At 73.9% G+C, this 17,640-nt stretch carries 13 protein-coding genes and 1 pseudogene; 6 read left to right on the top strand and 8 right to left on the bottom strand.

The annotated features are described in order from the left end of the window. Nucleotides 1-192: 192 nt before the first annotated feature. The 4 genes and pseudogenes from AB0I11_RS00995 to purS form a co-directional block, all read right to left on the bottom strand. Nucleotides 193-942, bottom strand: coding sequence for a 2-phosphosulfolactate phosphatase (locus tag AB0I11_RS00995; RefSeq protein ID WP_357308592.1), 750 nt, complete (start codon nt 940-942; stop codon nt 193-195). A gap of 445 nt (nt 943-1,387) precedes the next feature. Then, nucleotides 1,388-3,766, bottom strand: a pseudogene (gene purL, locus AB0I11_RS00990) (phosphoribosylformylglycinamidine synthase subunit PurL); the annotation flags it as partial. A 127-nt stretch (nt 3,767-3,893) separates the two neighbouring features. Beyond that, complete coding sequence (gene purQ / locus AB0I11_RS00985; protein WP_357308589.1) at nt 3,894-4,577, bottom strand: phosphoribosylformylglycinamidine synthase subunit PurQ; 684 nt, start codon at nt 4,575-4,577, stop codon at nt 3,894-3,896. Further along, nucleotides 4,574-4,837, bottom strand: a complete 264-nt coding sequence (gene purS, locus AB0I11_RS00980) for a phosphoribosylformylglycinamidine synthase subunit PurS (protein WP_357308586.1) — start codon at nt 4,835-4,837, stop codon at nt 4,574-4,576. The genes purQ and purS overlap by 4 nt, the downstream gene beginning before the upstream one ends. 470 nt (nt 4,838-5,307) lie before the next feature. Between purS and AB0I11_RS00975 the strand changes: the two genes are divergently transcribed. Together AB0I11_RS00975 and AB0I11_RS00970 are read left to right on the top strand one after the other, a co-directional pair. Continuing rightward, nucleotides 5,308-5,991 carry a DUF1986 domain-containing protein gene (locus AB0I11_RS00975; protein WP_357308583.1) on the top strand — a complete coding sequence of 228 codons (684 nt, stop codon included), beginning with the start codon at nt 5,308-5,310 and terminating at the stop codon, nt 5,989-5,991. Between the two features lie 70 nt (nt 5,992-6,061). Then, the gene (locus AB0I11_RS00970) at nt 6,062-6,583 is read left to right on the top strand and encodes a YbjQ family protein (protein WP_357310056.1); all 522 of its coding nucleotides are present in this window, start codon (nt 6,062-6,064) and stop codon (nt 6,581-6,583) included. 70 nt (nt 6,584-6,653) lie between these two features. Here the strand turns inward: AB0I11_RS00970 and purB are convergent, their stop codons facing one another. Further along, a complete protein-coding gene (gene purB / locus AB0I11_RS00965) occupies nt 6,654-8,078 on the bottom strand; it encodes an adenylosuccinate lyase (protein ID WP_357308579.1) in 1,425 nt (474 codons plus the stop codon). 176 nt (nt 8,079-8,254) lie between these two features. Between purB and AB0I11_RS00960 the strand changes: the two genes are divergently transcribed. After that, nucleotides 8,255-10,573, top strand: coding sequence for a right-handed parallel beta-helix repeat-containing protein (locus tag AB0I11_RS00960; RefSeq protein WP_357308576.1), 2,319 nt, complete (start codon nt 8,255-8,257; stop codon nt 10,571-10,573). 101 nt (nt 10,574-10,674) lie between these two features. Here AB0I11_RS00960 and AB0I11_RS00955 read toward each other — a convergent pair whose 3' ends face one another. The 3 genes from AB0I11_RS00955 to AB0I11_RS00945 form a co-directional block, all read right to left on the bottom strand. Then, nucleotides 10,675-11,961, bottom strand: a complete 1,287-nt coding sequence (locus AB0I11_RS00955) for a hypothetical protein (RefSeq protein ID WP_357308573.1) — start codon at nt 11,959-11,961, stop codon at nt 10,675-10,677. Next, a complete protein-coding gene (locus tag AB0I11_RS00950) occupies nt 11,958-12,476 on the bottom strand; it encodes a SigE family RNA polymerase sigma factor (RefSeq protein WP_357308570.1) in 519 nt (172 codons plus the stop codon). Before AB0I11_RS00950 ends, AB0I11_RS00955 begins: the two co-directional genes overlap by 4 nt. 113 nt (nt 12,477-12,589) lie before the next feature. Then, complete coding sequence (locus AB0I11_RS00945) at nt 12,590-13,882, bottom strand: acetyl-CoA C-acetyltransferase (protein WP_357308567.1); 1,293 nt, start codon at nt 13,880-13,882, stop codon at nt 12,590-12,592. Between the two features lie 54 nt (nt 13,883-13,936). Here AB0I11_RS00945 and AB0I11_RS00940 point away from each other — a divergent pair, with 54 nt between their 5' ends. The 3 genes from AB0I11_RS00940 (at nt 13,937) to AB0I11_RS00930 (ending at nt 17,302) form a co-directional block, all read left to right on the top strand. Further along, the gene (locus tag AB0I11_RS00940; protein ID WP_357308564.1) at nt 13,937-15,295 is read left to right on the top strand and encodes a 3-oxoacyl-ACP reductase; all 1,359 of its coding nucleotides are present in this window, start codon (nt 13,937-13,939) and stop codon (nt 15,293-15,295) included. Between the two features lie 401 nt (nt 15,296-15,696). After that, complete coding sequence (locus AB0I11_RS00935; RefSeq protein WP_357310050.1) at nt 15,697-16,530, top strand: MaoC/PaaZ C-terminal domain-containing protein; 834 nt, start codon at nt 15,697-15,699, stop codon at nt 16,528-16,530. Between the two features lie 154 nt (nt 16,531-16,684). Then, nucleotides 16,685-17,302: a DedA family protein gene (locus tag AB0I11_RS00930; RefSeq protein WP_357308561.1), complete on the top strand. Its 618-nt coding sequence runs from the start codon at nt 16,685-16,687 to the stop codon at nt 17,300-17,302. Nucleotides 17,303-17,640 lie beyond the last annotated feature (338 nt).

Raw genomic sequence — 17,640 nt, 5'->3', positions numbered from 1 at the left:
CTCCGGGCGGCCACTGCGCATCCCGGGCGGCCACTGCACATCCCGAGCGGCCGCTGCACATCCCGGGCGGCCACTGCACATCCCGGGCGGCCACTGCACATCCCGGGCGGCGACTGCGCATCCCGGCCACGGCATGCCGACCGGGCCGGTCGCCGGAGCGCCGACCGGCGCGGTGATCGGGTGGACCCGAAGTCAGCCGGCGGCGAAGTAGCCGTGCCGCAGCACCGGCACCACGTTCGAGACGCCGACCTGCGCGGCGATCTCCACGTCGGCGGCGAAGCCGCCCTCGACCAGTTCCCGGCCGGACACGCAGCCACGGACCGCCGCCGGCACGTCGGGGGTGCTGGCCAGGGCGGCCAGCGCCATCGCCGCCTCCACCGACAGCCCACCCGGTACGTCAGCCAGGGCGTCCAGCACGCTGGCCGCCCCCAACTGGTCCTCCACGCTGGGTCGCAGCGAGCCGTCCGGCCACCGCTCGCCGGCGGCCACCACGCCCACCGGGGCGTCGACCGAGCCGTACCCCTGGGCCCGGAGCCAGCGCCCGACGGCGGGCGCGTTGCGCAGGCAGGCCGCGACCACCGGCATCCCGGCGGCACTGGCGGCGGCGCTGATCGCCGAGCCGTTCGGCGAGGGCAGCACCAGGTCGGCCACGACCGGCGCGGCCCGCAACGCGGCCGGCGAGAGCGACCACGGATGGTCCGGGGTCACCTGCCGGCGGCCGACCGCCGCGACGGCGCCGACCCGGCGGGCGTACTCGGCGGCCTGCTCGCCCCACGGGAACGGGTGCACCCGCATGCCGCGCCCGACCGCCACGTCCACGGCGGTGGTGAACGAGAGCACGTCCACCACCACCAGGGCCGCGCAGACCCGGCCGAGTTCCGCCGCCCCGGTCAGGCCCCAGTCGAACCGGGCGCCGGAGCCGGGTTGGGTGAAGACGGCCAAGGCCGGGGTCTCAGCGCTGATCCGGCTCGCCGGTAGGCGTCGCGGCGTCTCCCGGCGCCGCCGCGGCACGACCGGACGACGCGTCGGCGCCCGTCGGAGCCCCGGCGTCCGCCTCCGCCGCGCCGCCGGCCGCCGCATTCGCGCCCGCCCGCGTCTCGGCGTCCGCCGCCGCGTCGACCCCTGCCGGAGCCTCGACGTCCGCCACAGCATTGGCGTCCGCCGGGTCCGACGCGGTCGACCCGGCCGGCGCGACCTCGTCGGCCGGCGCGGGAGCGCCCTCGGCCAGCGCGACCGGCTCGTCGGCGGCCGGTGCCGGGGCACCGTCGGCCCGGGCGATCGGCTCGGCGTCGATGGCGTCGGTGTCGACCTCCACCGGCTGCTCGACGGTGGCCGGCAGGACGGTGGTGGTCCCGGTACGGGCGGCCTCCACCGTGACCTGGGCGGCCTCCGCCCCGCCGAAGAGGCGCGGCAGGGTCGCGGTGTGCGCGGCGCTCAGCTCGTCCAGACCGATCCGGAACTGGCCGTGCACCTCGAGCGCGCCGCCGGCCGGATCGGTGACGCCGATGAACTCCCACGGCACGCCGTGCTCGGCGCAGAGCGCGGTGAACGCCTTCTCGTGCCCGCGCGGCACCGACACCAGCACCCGGCCGGCCGACTCGCTGAACAGGAAGACGAACGGCATCGAACCGTCGGCGAACTGCTCGGGCAGCGCGACCCGGGCGCCGATCCCGCGCCGCAGGCAGGACTCGACCAGGCTCTGGGCGAGGCCACCGTCGGAGAGGTCGTGCGCGGAGCTGAGGTGCCCGACCCGCGCCGCGTCGGCGAGCAGGTCGGCGAGCTGCCGCTCGCGGGCCAGGTCGACCTGCGGCGGGATGCCACCGAGGTGCTCGTGCGTCACCCAGGCCCACTCGGAGCCGGAGAGCTCGACGTGCGTCTCGCCGAGCAGGAAGAGCTGGTCGTGGTCGCCGCCGGCCCGGGGCACGAAGCCCATCGGCACCCGGTCGGCGACGTTGTCCAGCACGCCCAGCACGCCGACCACCGGGGTCGGGTGGATCGCCGCCGCGCCGGTCTGGTTGTAGAAGCTGACGTTGCCGCCGGTCACCGGGATGCCCAGCTCCAGGCAACCGTCGGCGAGGCCACGCACGGCCTCGGCGAACTGCCACATCACGCCCGGGTCCTCCGGCGAGCCGAAGTTCAGGCAGTTGGTCACCGCGATCGGCTTCGCGCCGGTCACCGCCACGTTCCGGTACGCCTCGGCCAGCGCGAGCTTCGTGCCGTGGTACGGGTCGAGCCGGGCGTACCGGCCGTTGCCGTCGACGGAGAGGGCGACACCGAGGCCGGTCCGCTCGTCGATCCGGATCACGCCGGAGTCCTCCGGCTGGGCGAGCACGGTGTTGCCCAGCACGTACCGGTCGTACTGCTCGGTGACCCAGGTCTTGTCGGCCAGGTTCGGCGACGCGATCATCCGCAGCACGGTCTCGCGGAGCGCCTCCGGGTTGTTCGGCCGGGGCAGCGTCTCCGCCCGGTCGGCCTGGAGCAGGATCAGGTCGGCCGGCTCGCGCATCGGGCGGGCGTAGACCGGGCCGTCGTCGACCAGCGAGCCAGGCGGCACGTCCACCACGAGCTGGTCGCGCCAGGTGATGACCAGCCGGCCGGGCTGGCCGTCCGGGGAGGGCGCGGTGACCTCGCCGATGGCGGTGGCCCAGACGCCCCACTTCTCGGCGGTCTTGAGCACCGCCTCCAGCTTGTCCGGGGCGACGACCAGCAGCATCCGCTCCTGGGACTCGCTGGCCAGGATCTCGTGCGGCTCCATCGAGGGCTCGCGCAGCGGCACCCGCTCCAGCCACACCCGCATGCCGGTGCCGGCGGAGGCGGCGGTCTCGGTGAGCGCGCAGGTCAGCCCCGCCCCGCCGAGGTCCTGGATGCCGACGACCAGCTCGGCGTCGTACAGCTCGAGGCACGCCTCGATCAGCAGCTTCTCCATGAACGGGTCGCCCACCTGGACGGACGGGCGGCGCTGCTCGCTGCCCTCGTCGAAGGTGGCGCTGGCCAGCACCGACACGCCGCCGATGCCGTCGCGGCCGGTCCTGGCGCCCATCAGCACCACGACGTTGCCCGGGCCGGTGGCGTCCTTCTTCTGCAGCCGGTCGACCGGCAGCACCCCGAGGCAGAGCGCGTTGACCAGCGGGTTGCCCTGGTAGCAGGGGTCGAAGACCACCTCGCCGCCGATGTTGGGCAGGCCCAGGCAGTTGCCGTACCCGCCGACGCCGGCCACCACGCCGGGCAGCACCCGGGCGGTGTCCGGGTGGTCGGCGGCGCCGAAGCGCAGCGGGTCCATCACCGCGACCGGGCGGGCGCCCATGGCGAGGATGTCCCGGACGATGCCGCCGACGCCGGTCGCCGCGCCCTGGTACGGCTCGACGAAGCTCGGGTGGTTGTGCGACTCGACCTTGAAGGTCACCGCCAGCTCGTCGGAGACCCGGACCACGCCGGCGTTCTCCCCGATGCCGGCGAGCAGCCGGTCGCTCGGCGGGGCCTTCTCGCCGAACTGGCGCAGGTGCACCTTGCTCGACTTGTAGGAGCAGTGCTCGCTCCACATGATCGAGTACATGCCCAGCTCGGCCTGCGTGGGCCGGCGGCCGAGGATGTGCCGGATCCGGTCGTACTCGTCATCGCGGAGACCGAGCTCCGCGTACGGCTGGAGCTCGTCCGGGGTGTCCGCGGCCCGGGGCACGGTGTCCACGCCGACGGCCCAGTCGGCCGGGCCGGCCTGCGGCACCACGCCCGGGGTTTCCCGCAGGGCCGGGTCCGGATGGGTGGTCATGACCTCTCCTCGCTGCGCTCGCCGCCGTACGGGCGGGTGAGCCGACCGATGATCCCGCCGCGCGCGGTCGTCGAGCCGATCGTCGTTCGCGACTGTGGGGCTCGCGGACCCGGCTCGCTCCGCACGCTCACGCCGGCGCCCCCACCAGGTGCTTGAGCACCGAGGTGAAGAAGCCGAGACCGTCCAGGGAGGGGCCGGTGAGCGCCTCCACGGCGTGCTCGGGATGGGGCATGATGCCGACCACGTTGCCGGCCTCGTTGGTGATCGCGGCGATGTCCCGCTGCGACCCGTTGGGGTTGCCGCCGAGGTAGCGGGCGACGACCCGGCCCTCGGCCTCGAGCCGGTCCAGGGTCGCCGGGTCGGCGACGTAGCAGCCCTCGCCGTTCTTGACCGGGATCAGCACCTCCTGGCCCGCCTGGAAGGCGTTGGTCCAGGCGGTGCCGACCGCCTCGATCCGGAGGATCTGGTCGCGGTTGCGGAAGTGCAGGTGCTGGTTGCGGGTGAGCGCGCCGGGCAGCAGGTGGGCCTCGCAGAGGATCTGGAAGCCGTTGCAGACGCCGAGCACCGGGAGGCCACCGCGGGCGGCGTCCACGATCGTCTCCATCACCGGGGCGAACCGGGCGATGGCGCCGCAGCGCAGGTAGTCGCCGTAGGAGAAGCCACCGGGCAGGACGACGGCGTCCACCCCGTGCAGGTTCGGGTCACCGTGCCAGAGCCGGACCGGCTCGGCGCCGGCGATCCGGACGGCCCGGGCCGCGTCCCCGTCGTCGAGCGACCCGGGGAAGGTCACCACACCGACGCGGGCGGTCACGGTCGCGCGTCCACGGTCTCGTCGGCCTCGACCAGGCGGACGGTGAAGTCCTCGATGACCGGGTTGGCGAGCAGCTTGTCGGCGATCTCCCGGGCCCGGTCCAGGTCCGCTTCACCGGTGAATTCGATCTCGATCCGCCTGCCGATCCGAACCGAGGCGACGTCGTTGACGCCGAGCCGGGGCAGCGCGTTAGCGACGGCCTGGCCCTGAGGATCGAGGATCTCGGGCTTGAGCATGACGTCGACGACGACGCGAGGCACGGGGCACTCCTGACTGTGTACGCAGTTGGGTGCCGGCCCACAACGGGGCGAGCGCAGCCAGCCTACCTGGCAGATACCGCCCTCCCGGCACCGGCCGGGGGCAGTTCAGGCAGTGATGGGCGTGACCGGCCGCCGGGACGGAGGGCCGTTGCGGAGTCGTTGTGACCTCGATACGGATTCGTTGCCGGAGACCCGGGCCGGGCGACGGCACTGGCGGCTCTCATCAGGCATTTTCCCGCGTCACACGGGCGGTCGGACCGGTTTCCGACAATCGGCCGGCCGGGGTGGGCGCGCGGGTGGCGGCGGGCCGCGGAAATCACCCCGGCTCTTGTGAGTGACGCCGGTCACCACCTAGCATTCATCGCCGTACATCGATGTATGGCATCGATGTCCGTCGCCGGGCCGCATCGGGCCCGGCGCCACCACCCCTGGCCCACACCCCCGGGCCACCGCGCGGAAGGAATCCCCGCATGCGCCTCCGACCCCTGCTCACCGTCCTGACCACCGCCCTGGCCGGCGTCCTCGCCAGCACCACGGGCGCCGTCGCCGCCCCGGCCGGTCCGCAGCCGATCATCGGTGGCAGCACCGTCTCGTCCGCCCCCTGGGCCGCCGCGGTCTTCAGCAACGGATCGTTCACCTGCTCGGGCAGCGTCATCGCCGCGCAGTGGGTGCTCACCGCCCGGCACTGCGTCAGCGGCACCATGTCCGTCCGGGTCGGCAGCGTCTACCGCGCCTCCGGCGGGGTCACCCGCACGGTGAGCGCCTCGTACACCCGCAACGACCTGGCCCTGCTGCGGCTCTCCAGCACGGTCAGCACCAGCGCCGTCACGCTGGCCACCAGCAACCCGCCGGTCGGGTCGACCAACTCGATCTACGGCTGGGGCATGACCTGCTACAGCGGGTGCAGCGCGGCCAGCCAGCTCAAGACCGCCACCGTCCAGGTCACCAGCACCAGCGCCACCGACGCGTACGGCGGCCAGGCGATCCGGAGCACGAAGATCAGCGGCAACGCCTGGCGGGGCGACTCCGGCGGGCCGCAGTTCTACAACGGCCGGCAGGTCGGCGTGGCCTCCACGGCCGACGGCGTGAGCATCCAGAACTACGGCAGTGTGGCGTACAACCGGTCCTGGATCACCTCGGTGGCCGGTGTCTGACGGTTAACGCCCGGAGCGGCGCGGATGGGTCGGTGGCACCCCGACCGTCCGCGCCGCGCCGTTTTGCAGCATCCGGTCAGCTGAACACGGCTCGCGAACCGGCCGCCGGACGGCTGACAGCATCGGAAATGTGCTGGTCGTGACGACGGATCAACTGCCCGGCTATGAGATCCGCCAGATCCTCGGCGAAGTGGTCTCCTCGATGGCAAGGACCCGGAACCCGTACCGCGAGGGCGTCAAGAACCTGCGCGGTGGCGCGTACGACCCGATGGCGCCCGACAACCTGACCCGCTGGCGTACCGACTCGGTGGCCCGGCTCGGCGAGGAGGCCCGCCGGCTCGGCGCGAACGCGGTGATCGGCATGCGGTTCGACAGCCGGGACTGCGGCGAGATGTGGATGGAGATCTGCGCGTACGGCACCGCGGTGATCGTGGTGCCCAAGACGCCGGACGTGATGCCGCCCGACCAGCCCATGGTGGCCGCCGAGACGGCGCACGAGCCGGAGATCACCAGCGCGCCCGGCGGCATCGCCGAACCGGCCAGCGCTCCCAACCTCGCCACCGCCGCCGAAACCCCCACCCCCGGCGCCTGACCACCCCACCCCGCGCCCCGCCTCGTTGATCAGGGAGTTTTCGTCGCAAACCCCTTGATCAACCAGGGGGTTAGAGGATGGGGGGTGGGGAGTAGGCGGCGGCTTCCGGGTGGCGCTCGACGATCCTGGTGATGCGGGCGGTCACCCGGTCGACCTGGGTGGCGGCCGCGCCGACGAAGGCGTTGCGGTCGGCGACCAGGGAGTCGATCTCGGCGCGGGTCAGGCCGAGGCGGCCGTCCGCGGCGAGCCGGTCGAAGAGGTCGTTCTCCGGGGCGCCCTTCTCCCGCATGGCCAGCGCCACGGCCACCGCGTGCTCCTTGATCACCTCGTGGGCGACCTCCCGGCCGACGCCCCGACGCACGGCGGCGACCAGGATCTTCGTGGTGGCCAGGAAGGGCAGGAAGCGCTCCAGCTCCCGGTTGATCACCGCCGGGTACGGCCCGAACTCGTCGAGCACGGTGAGGAAGGTCTGGAACAGTCCGTCGGCGGCGAAGAAGGCGTCCGGCAGCGCGACCCGGCGGACCACCGAGCAGGAGACGTCCCCCTCGTTCCACTGGTCGCCGGCCAGCTCGCCGACCATCGACAGGTAGCCGCGGATGATCACCGCGAAGCCGTTCACCCGCTCCGAGGAGCGGGTGTTCATCTTGTGCGGCATGGCGCTGGAACCCACCTGGCCCGGCTTGAAGCCCTCGGTGACCAGCTCCTGGCCGACCATCAGCCGGATCGTGGTGGCCAGCGACGACGGCGCGGCGGCGACCTGGGCCAGCGCCGAGAGCACGTCGAAGTCCAGCGAGCGCGGGTAGACCTGGCCGACGCTGTCCAGCACCCGGGCGAAGCCCAGGTGCCCGGCGACCCGGCGCTCCAGCTCGGCCACCTTGTCGGCGTCGCCGTCGAACAGGTCGAGCTGGTCGGCGGCGGTGCCCACCGGCCCCTTGATCCCGCGCAGCGGGTACCGGCCGATCAGGTCCTCCAGCCGCTCGTACGCGATCAACAGCTCCTCGGCCGCGGAGGCGAACCGCTTGCCCAGCGTGGTGGCCTGCGCGGCGACGTTGTGCGACCGGCCGGTCAGCACCAGCGCGGAGTACTCGCCCGCGTGCCAGCCCAGCCGGGTCAGGGTGGCGACCACCCGGTCCCGGATCAGCTCCAACGAGGCGCGGATCTGCAACTGCTCGACGTTCTCGGTGAGGTCCCGGGAGGTCATCCCCTTGTGCACGTGCTCGTGCCCGGCGAGCGCGCTGAACTCCTCGATCCGGGCCTTCACGTCGTGCCGGGTGACCCGCTCGCGCGCCGCGATGGAGGCCAGGTCGACGTCGTCGACCACCCGCTCGTACGCCTCGACCACGCCGTCCGGCACCGGCACGCCGAGGTCCCGCTGGGCCTTGAGTACGGCGAGCCAGAGCCGCCGCTCCATGCGGACCTTCTCCTCCGGCGACCAGAGGGCGACCAGTTCGGGTGAGGCGTACCGGTTGGCGAGCACGTTCGGGATCGTCGTCACGGCCCTCATTCTCCCGTACGCCCCTGCCACCGCCGGGCGGGGTCACCACCGCGGCGCGGGGCTGAGCGGCGGATTCCCGCGCCGGCGGGGCAGCGGAAAACCCGGCCGATGCGAGATGATCTAGCGCACCTGTCGGCTCGGTCCGACTCCTCATCCTCTCCACCCGAGGACCAGGCATGCGCAGAACATCCCTCGCCGCGCTCACCGCCGCCGCGGTGACCGGCGGCCTACTCCTTCCCACCACCGCCGCCCGGGCCGACGAGCCGACGGTCTTCTACGTCCGGCAGTTCTCCACCGCCTGCTCGGACACCGGTCCCGGCACCCTGGCCCAGCCGTTCTGCTCCATCGCGCCGGCCGCCGCGATCGTCGGCCCCGGGCAGACCGTCGACGTGGGGTCGGGCACCTACCGCGAGCACCTCACGATCGCCCGGTCGGGCACGCCGGAGCAGCCGATCGTCTTCCGCAGCTCGTCGAGCTCCAACGCCTACCTGATCGGCGCGACGGGTGGCATCACCATCGACGGCCAGCACGACATCACGATCCAGAGGTTCCAGGCCACCCAGGCGACGGAACTCCCGGCGCTCGACATCCGCAACGCGTCCGGCATCGTCATCGAGGGCGGCAGCTTCAGCGTTTCCGCCGGTACCCAACCCGCCGTCCGGCTCTCCGGCGTCACCCGGTCGACCATCACCCGCGCCTACGTCACCGGGCAGGCGCTGGCGGCGGGCGTGACCCTGGACGCCGCCACCAGCGGAGTCACCCTGTCGGCCCTGAGTCTCACCGGCGCCACCTACGCCTCCCTGGCCGACCACAGCGTCGGTATCCAGGTCGCCGGGGCCGGCAACATCGTCCGCAGCAACGTCATCTCCGGCTTCAGCGGAACGGCCATCGCCGTCGAGACCGGAGCGAGCGGCACGGTGGTGGTGAACAACCAGATCGCCGGCGGCCCCGGTCACGGCATCCGCAACCACGGCGCCGCCGGCACGGCGATCACCAACAACACCGTGCGGGACCGGTGCGGCGACGGCATCCGGGTCGACGGGACGTCGAGCGGCGTGTCGGTGCAGAACAACGTGCTCTACATGAACGGCCCGTTCGGGCAGACCGGCTGCGAGGTGGGGGTGGAGTTCGGCGCGGAGCTCCAGGTGCGGGACGACGCGGTCAAGGACACCGTGGTCGACTACAACAACGCCTACCACCGCGAGACGACGTCCGGGACGATCTACGGGTGGGGCGGCAGCCTGACGAGCCTGTCGTGGTTCCGGACCGTGTCCGGTCAGGCCGGCCACGACCGGGAGACCGGGCTCAGCCGGGACGCCATCGACTCCGCCAACTCGGCGGCCGCCGGCTACCCGGAGACCGACCGGGTGGGCACCGCCCGCGCCGACGATCCGGGAGTGCCGAACACCGGCGCCGGCCCGGTCCCGTACGCCGACCGGGGCGCGCTCGAGACGATCCGCAACCCGGTGGCCCGTACCAGTGTCTCCCTCAATCTCGCCGACATCCAGGTGACGATCGACGCCTCCGCGTCGGAGCCGGGCTTCGCGCCGATCGCGTCCTACCGGTTCGTCTTCGGCGACGGGACGACCGTCACGCAGACCTCACCGGTCGTCTCGCACCGGTACGCCGGGCCGGGCGACTACGGCATCTCGACCACGGTCATCGGCACCGACGGCCGGTCGGGCACGCGGGCGGAAACGATCAACGTGCTGCGGCGGACCAGCACCGTCGGGCTGCTCGCTCTCGGCAACCTCCGGTACGTGGACCGGGGCACCGTCCCGACGTCCCTCACCGCGACCGGCACCGGTCTGGGCACTACCGGGCACTTCGACCTCGCGGACGCCGGCAACGGTCAGGTCGCCCTCCTGTCCCGGGCGTCCGGGAAGTACCTCGGGGTCGACCTCTACGACACCCGCAGCGTGAGCATGACCGCTGTCAGCATCGCGGAGGTGCAGAAGTTCAGCCTGGTCACCAACGCCGACGGCAGCATCAGCCTCAGGTCGGTGGTCACCGGCCGCTACGTGAGCGCCGCGCCGGACTTTTCCTTCCTGCTGCTCGCCGACAAGACAACGATCGGCACGACGGAGAAGTTCTACCGGGTCAACGTCGCCGACGCGAACCGGTCGCTCCGGGCGCTGTCGAACAAGCTCTACGTCACCGCGGACAGCGCCGGCACCAAGCCGCTGACCGCCAGCCGTACCAGCGCCAGCCGCACGGAGCAGTTCGACCTGGTCGATCTCGGCAACGGGCAGGTCGCCCTCTTCGCCGGGGCGAACAACCGCTTCGTCAGCGCGGACGGCGCCGGCGCCAAACCGCTGATCGCGATCCGCGCCACCGTCGGCTCCTGGGAACGGTTCACGATCGTCCGCAACACCGACGGCACGGTGAGCATCAAGGCCGGGGCGAACAACCGGTACGTCACGGCGCTGCGGACCAACCCGCTCATCGCGAGCGGCAGCACGACAGGCACCCAGCAGCGGTTCCTGCTGCGCTGACCGCGCGCCGCACAACCGACGCCCGTCCGGGATCTCCCGGGCGGGCGTCGGCGCGCCAGTCGGCCGGGACGGCGGCTCCCGCCGCCCGGCCCCGACCGCGGCTACTTCGCGCGCAGCGCGATCGCGGTGTCGAAGGCGACGGCCTGGTGCTGGGCGACGGTCAGCGGAAAGGTGTCCTGGTCACTGTCAAGGGTCACCGCGAGCCACGAGCCGTCCCGGCGGCGGACTTCGACGGTCCGCTCGGCGGTTCCGCCGGTGTTGGTGACCGTCCGGTACCTCTCGCCGTGCGGTCCGGTCCCGGCCGCGCAGGTGTAGACGTCGCTCTCCTTTCCGCAGCTCAGGTTCCCGAAGATGCCGGGATCGGCCCGCCAGATCTGCACCGAGAGGACGCCGGCCGCGGTGCCGACCAGGATCCGCCCCTGCCCCCAGTAGGCGTCGGCGGTGTTCTCGCCCCCGCTGTCCGTCCAGATGGACCGCAGGTCGGCGGAGGTGCCGTCCGGGCCGCCCGCACCTCGGACACCCGGCACATGCCGCCGCAGTGCGGCGAAGACCGCGTTGTCGATCCGGGTCTGGTCGGCGGACCGGCCGGACGTGGACAGGCCCGGCGATGCCGGCGTCACCATGCCGGGAGGCAACGGAGCCAGCGCGACGGCGGGGTCGAGCGCGACCGCCTGCTGCTGCGCCACTGTCATCGGCAGGGCATCGTCCGGCGTCCTGCTGCTGAGCGACACGGTGACCAGCGCGCCGTCCGAGCGGAGGACCCGCACCAGGCGGTCGTGCTGCCCGGAGCGCCGGTCGTCACGGCCCGTCTGCCGCAGGCGCCGCTCGAGGGTGAGGACCGGCTCCCCGGCCGGGCCGGTGCTCTCCGCGCAGACCAGATCCGGGGCGAGTGCGGTGGCGTCGCAGGTGCGGGGCCGGAAGAACCGGGCACCGTCCCGCAGCAGCTGCACCTCCAGCACCGCCTCCGTGCGGTCGGCCGCGATCCGGCCCGCCTTCTGGTACAGCACCCGGGTGTCCAGGTCCACCCCACCAGGATGCGGCAGGGGGGTGGGCGCGTCGGGATCGGCGACACCGAGCGGGCGTACCCACGCCACCGCCGGTGCGACGCGGGTAACCGCGTCGATGACGGCGCGGTCGATGCGGATCTCGTCGTCCAGCGTCCCCGGTACCGGGGCGACCGTGGGAGCGGCCGGGGCTGGCGGTCGCGGCGCACCGCCGGGGGCCAGCATCCAGCCGGCCGCGATGACCGCCGCCACCGCCGCGGCGGTACCCGTGGCGGCCCAGCGGTGCCGCCGTGCCCGGCGCTCCCGCCGGATCACCCCGTCGACATCGATGGTGGAGAGGGGAGAGGCGCCGATCGCCTCGTCCAGCACCTGCCGGTAGCTCATGTCCACTCCTTGCCGGAACGAGATGACGGAGTGCCGGCCAGGGCGCGCAGCGCCGCCAGACCGCGGGCCGCCTGGCTCTTCACCGTGCCGGGGCTGACGCCCAGCGCGTCGGCGGTCTCGGCGACCGACAGGTCGCAGTAGAAGCGCAGGACGATCACCGCGCGCCGGCCGGGCGGCAACTCGTGCAGCAGCCCCAGCAGCGCCGCCCGGTCGGCCAGGTCCGCCGTCGGGACCGCCGCGTCGGGCTGGTCGGGCAGTTCGTCGGTGGCCCGCTCCCGCCGCCAGGGACGGCGGCGCTCGTCCAGCCACGCGTTGGTGAGCACACCCCGCACGTACGCGTCGGGGTTCTCCGCGACGCGCACCCGGCGCCAGTGGCGGTAGAGCTTGCCGAGGGTGATGGAGACCAGGTCGTCCGCGGTGTGCCAGTCGCGGCAGAGCAGGTACGCGGTCCGGCGCAGCGGCTCCAGCCGGACGCGCACGAACTCCCGGTACTCGTCCTCGTCGCGCCGGTTCACCAGCCGGGGCCCGTCGATCGCGTCATGTCCAAGGGACGGTGGACCGGGCCGCGCCGGTTGCCCGGTCCACCGGAAATTTCTCGCCGACCGCGGGGGGCCGGTCGCCCCGCCGGTCAGCGCTCCAGGATCGCGGTCACGCCCTGCCCGCCGGCGGCGCAGATGGAGATCAAACCCCGCCCGCTGCCCTTCTGCTCCAGGAGCTTGGCCAGGGTGGCCACGATCCGCCCGCCGGTGGCCGCGAACGGGTGCCCGGCGGCCAGCGAGGAGCCGTTGACGTTGAGCCTGTCCCGGTCGATCGAGCCGAGCGGCGCGTCCAGGCCGAGCCGCTCCTTGCAGAACTCCGGCGACTCCCAGGCGGCCAGGGTGGCCAGCACCTGCGAGGCGAACGCCTCGTGGATCTCGTAGTAGTCGAAGTCCTGCAACGTCAGTCCGGCCCGGGCCAGCATCCGGGGCACCGCGTACGCGGGGGCCATCAGCAGCCCCTCGTCGCCGTGTACGAAGTCGACGGCGGCGGTCTCGGACCAGGAGAACCAGGCCAGCACGGGCAGGTGGTGCTCCCGCGCCCACTCCTCGGAGGCGAGCAGCACGGTGGACGCGCCGTCGGTGAGCGGGGAGGAGTTGCCGGCGGTCATGGTGGCCCGCTCGGCGTCCGCGCCCCTGGTGCCGAAGACCGGCTTGAGCGAGCCGAGCTTCTCCAGGGTGGTGTCCGGGCGGAGGTTCTGGTCGCGGGTGAGCCCCAGGTAGGGGGTCATCAGGTCGTCGAAGAACCCCTTGTCGTACGCGGCGGCGAGCCGCTGGTGCGAGCGGAGCGCCAACTCGTCCTGGGCCTGCCGGTCGATGTTCCAGCGCAGCGCCGTCCGCGCGGCGTGCTCACCCATGGAGAGCCCGGTACGCGGCTCGGCGTTGCGCGGGATCTCCGGCTTGAACGGCTGAAGCGGGCGGAGCTTCGCGGCGAGCTTCAGCCGCGCGCCGAGGGTGCGGGCGGAGTTGAGCTGGATGAGCGTCCGCCGCAGGTCCTCGTTGATCGCCAGCGGCGCGTCGGAGGTGGTGTCGACGCCACCGGCGATGCCGACCTCGAGCTGCCCGAGGGCGATCTTGTTGGCGACCAGGATGGCCGCCTCCAGCCCGGTGCCGCAGGCCTGCTGGATGTCGTACGCGGGGGTGTGCGGGTCGAGCCGGGAGCCGAGCACCACCTCGCGGGTGAGGTTGAAGTCCCGGGAATGCTTGAGCACCGCGCCGGCGACCACCTCGCCGACCCGTTGGCCGGCCAGGCCGAACCGGGCGACGAGGCCGTCCAGCGCCGCGCCGAGCATGTCCGCGTTGGACGCCTGCGCGTAGCGCGAGTTGGACCGGGCGAAGGGGATGCGGTTGCCGCCGATGACCGCGACCCGCCGGACACTCTGCACGATCAGCCTCCTGGTAGCTGTTGCCCGAACCCTACTCGCCAGTAGGCTACGCCTATGACCGACAGGTACGCGAGCTTCGTCCAGACGGGGGCCGGTCGCGCGCTGGTCAAGCGCCTCGGGCTGCCCGACCCGCCCCGACTGCGCCGACACACGCCCGGCGACCCACTCGTTCCCGGGCCGGTCCTGCTCGGCTCCGCCACCGGCGGCCGGCTCGCCGACCCGGTGGGCAAGGTGCTGACCGCCGCCGGGGTCGAGCTGGTCGACCCGGCCGCCGACTCCGACGCCGCCGCCCGCTTCGCCGCCCTGGTGTACGACGCCAGCGGCATCACCGATTCCACCGGGCTCCGCCAGCTCTACGACTTCTTCCACCCGCACGCCCGGGCGCTGGCGCCCAGCGGCCGGGTGATCGTGCTGGGCACCCCGCCGGCCGAGTGCGGCTCCCCCCGCGAGGCCACCGCCCAGCGGGCCCTGGAAGGGCTGACCCGCAGCATCGGCAAGGAGTTCGGCCGGGGCGTCACGGCGCAACTGGTGTACGTGACGAAGGACGCCGACGCCGGCACCCCGGTCAGTCTGGAGTCGACGCTGCGCTTCCTGCTCTCCGGCCGGTCCGCGTACGTCTCGGGTCAGGTGATCCGGGTCGGCGCCGGCACCGCCGTCGCGCCGGCCGACTGGGACCGGCCGCTGGACGGTCAGGTCGTACTGGTCACCGGCGCCGCCCGCGGCATCGGCGCGGCGCTGGCCACGGTGCTCGCCCGGGACGGCGCCCAGGTGGTGGCGCTGGACATCCCGGCGGCCGGGGACGAACTGGCCGCGGTCGCCAACGAGATCGGCGGCAGCGCGCTGCAACTCGACCTGACCGCGCCGGACGCGCCGACCCGGCTGGCCGAGCACCTGGCGTCCCGGCACGGCCGGGTCGACGTGGTGGTGCACAACGCGGGCATCACCCGGGACAAGACGCTGGGCCGGATGGACGCCGACCGGTGGGACTCGGTGCTCGACGTGAACCTGTCCAGCCAGGAGCGGATCAACGACGTGCTGCTGGAACGCGGCCTGATCCCGGCCGGGGGCCGGATCGTCTCGGTCTCCTCGATCGCCGGCATCGCCGGCAACCGGGGCCAGACCAACTACGCGACCAGCAAGGCCGGCGTGATCGGGCTGGTCGACTCGCTCTCCCCGGTGCTGCGGGAGCGGGGCATCAGCCTCAACGCGGTGGCGCCCGGTTTCATCGAGACCCGGCTGACCGCGCGGATCCCGCTGATGATCCGGGAGGCGGGCCGGCGGATGAACAGCATGGCCCAGGGCGGCCTGCCGGTGGACGTGGCCGAGACGATCGGCTGGCTCTCCTGGCCGGCCACCGGCGCGGTCAGCGGCAACATCGTCCGGGTCTGCGGCCAGAGCCTGCTGGGGGCGTGATGGCGTGGCGTAAGCAGCGACCGTCGGAGGAGCCGGCCGCGGAACTGTCGGTACACGAGCTGATCGAGGGCCCCACCCAGGACCTCACCTCCGCCCGCAACGCCCTGCGCGCGGGCGCCGATCCACACCCGGCGCGGATGGACGCGGGCGCCGGTCCGCACCCGGCGCAGCTGGACGCGGGCGCCGGTCCGCACCCGGCGCAGCTGGACGCGGGCGCCGATCCGCGCGCGGCGGAGCCCGGCGCGGCGGAGCCGCCCGCGCTCTCGGCCGAGGCGACCCAGGACCTCTCCGCGCTGGCGGGCGTGACCCACGACCTGTCCGCCGCGAGCCGGTCGGCGGCCACGCTGACCGCCGCCGCGCCCGGCGGGCCGGACGGGCGGGCCCGGATCGAGCTGGGGCGGATGCCGGCGCCCGGCGCGCTCTACCGGCGGGCCCTGCTCGGGGTGCTGCCCGGGATGGGCCGCCGGCGCGGGCAGGACGTACCCGAGGTGGAGCTGGCGGTCGGCGGGGTCACCGTCGACCCCGGGCACCTCGCCGACTACGACCGGGTGTGCGGGTTCCGGCTGGCCGACCGGCTGCCGGCCACCTACCTGCATGTGCTGGGTTTCCCGCTGGCGTTGCGACTGATGACGGTGCCGGAGTTCCCCATCCCGCTGACCGGGGTGGTGCACGTGGCCAACCGGATCACCGTGCACCGGCCGGTCGACGCCGGCGAGACCGTGGACTTCCGCACGTACGCCGAGAACCTGCGCCCGCACGAGCGGGGCCGGCAGCTCGACGTGGTGCTGGTCGGCTCGGTCGCCGGCGAGGAGGTCTGGCGGGGCGTCTCGACGTACCTCGGGAAGGGGCGCTCGGCGGGCGGTGGCCCGCGGCGCGACCGGGGTGACCGCCCGGCACCGCCGGCCGCGTCCGCCCAGTGGCGGGTGACGCCGCGGGTGGGCACCGACTACGCCCGGGTCTCCGGCGACCACAACCCGATCCACACCTCACGGCTCGGGGCGCGGCTGTTCGGCTTCCCCGGCCCGATCGCGCACGGGATGTGGAGCAAGGCCCGCTGCCTGGCGGCGCTGGAGGGCCGGCTGCCGGAGGCGTACACGGTGGACGTGGCGTTCAAGCTGCCGGTGCCGCTGCCGTCCACGGTTGCCTTCAGCGCCGGTGCCACCGGCGCGGACTGGGACTTCGCGCTGCACAGCGCCCGGGACGGCCGACCGCACCTGGTGGGCACCATCCGCTGAGCCGGGGCCCCGGCGGCCCACGGCTAGCCCCGGCGGGCCCCGGCTAGCCCCGGCGGGGCCCCGACTAGCCCTGGCCAGTCCCGGCGGGGCCCCGGTTTACCCCTTTTGCACCGGAAGAGGCCCCGCCCGACCGGGCACCCCCGAGCATGGGGGGATGGGGGACGCGCTCGACCTGCTGTACCAGACGGTGGCCTCGCCGTGGGTGTACCTGCTGATCATCGCGGTCACCGCGGTCGACGCGTTCTTCCCGGCGGTACCGGGCGAGACCGTGGCCATCACCGCCGGGGTCTTCGCGGCCAACGGCGAACCGCACCTGGTCGGGGTGATCCTGGCCGCCAGCTTCGGCGCACTCGTCGGCGACCACATCTCGTACGCCATCGGGCGCGGCGGCGGCGCGCACCGGCTGGCCCGGCTGCCCGCCGACAGCCGACGCCGGGCCAGCTCCGAGTGGGCCCGCCGGGCGGTCGACCGGCGCGGCGGGGCGATCCTCACCACCGCCCGGTACGTCCCGGGCGGCCGCACCGCCGTCACCCTCACCATGGGCGCGGTCCGCTACCCGATCCGCTCCTTCCTGATGTACGACGCGCTGGCCTGCGCCGTCTGGGGGACCTACTGCGGGCTGCTCGGCTGGTTCGGCGGCCTCGCCTTCGCCCACCACCCGTTCCAGGGCCTGCTCGTCGGCGTCGGCCTCTCGGTGCTGGTCGCCGGCCTGCTGGAAGCCGCCCGGTGGGCCCACCGGCGGGCCCGAGCCCGCGCCACCATCCGCCGCTGACCCACCCGCCCCACCCGTCCGCCCGCTCCGCCCGCTCCGCCCCGGTCCGCTCGCTCCGCCCGCTCCGCCCCGGTCCGCTCGCTCCGCCCGGTCCGCTCGGTCCGCTCGGCCCGCTCGCTCCGCCCGGTCCGGCCACGGAATGCGGCAAACGGTGCTCTCCGCACGGCCTGAGGGCCCACTCTGCCGCAATCCGTGACGCCGCCCGCGCCGCCCGACCGCCTCGACCGGCCCGACCAGCTCGACCCGCTCGGCCGCTCGGAGCGGCCACGGAATGCGGCAAAGGGTGGTCTCGGCGCGACCTGAGGGCCCACTCTGCCGCAATCCGTGACGCCGCCCGC

Source organism: Micromonospora sp. NPDC050495, from assembly GCF_040655175.1.
Lineage (GTDB): Bacteria > Actinomycetota > Actinomycetes > Mycobacteriales > Micromonosporaceae > Micromonospora.
Note: the sequence above shows the minus strand (reverse complement) of the source record. Positions and strands in the feature narration are given on the sequence as shown.

Excerpts from the sequence above, each read along its gene's own strand:
- AB0I11_RS00975 (WP_357308583.1), top strand. The coding sequence starts at position 5,308 with ATGCGCCTCCGACCCCTGCTCACCGTCCTGACCACCGCCCTGGCCGGC.
- AB0I11_RS00960 (WP_357308576.1), top strand. The coding sequence starts at position 8,255 with ATGCGCAGAACATCCCTCGCCGCGCTCACCGCCGCCGCGGTGACCGGC.
- AB0I11_RS00955 (WP_357308573.1), bottom strand. The coding sequence starts at position 11,961 with ATGAGCTACCGGCAGGTGCTGGACGAGGCGATCGGCGCCTCTCCCCTC.
- AB0I11_RS00940 (WP_357308564.1), top strand. The coding sequence starts at position 13,937 with ATGACCGACAGGTACGCGAGCTTCGTCCAGACGGGGGCCGGTCGCGCG.
- AB0I11_RS00935 (WP_357310050.1), top strand. The coding sequence starts at position 15,697 with ATGCCGGCGCCCGGCGCGCTCTACCGGCGGGCCCTGCTCGGGGTGCTG.
- AB0I11_RS00930 (WP_357308561.1), top strand. The coding sequence starts at position 16,685 with ATGGGGGACGCGCTCGACCTGCTGTACCAGACGGTGGCCTCGCCGTGG.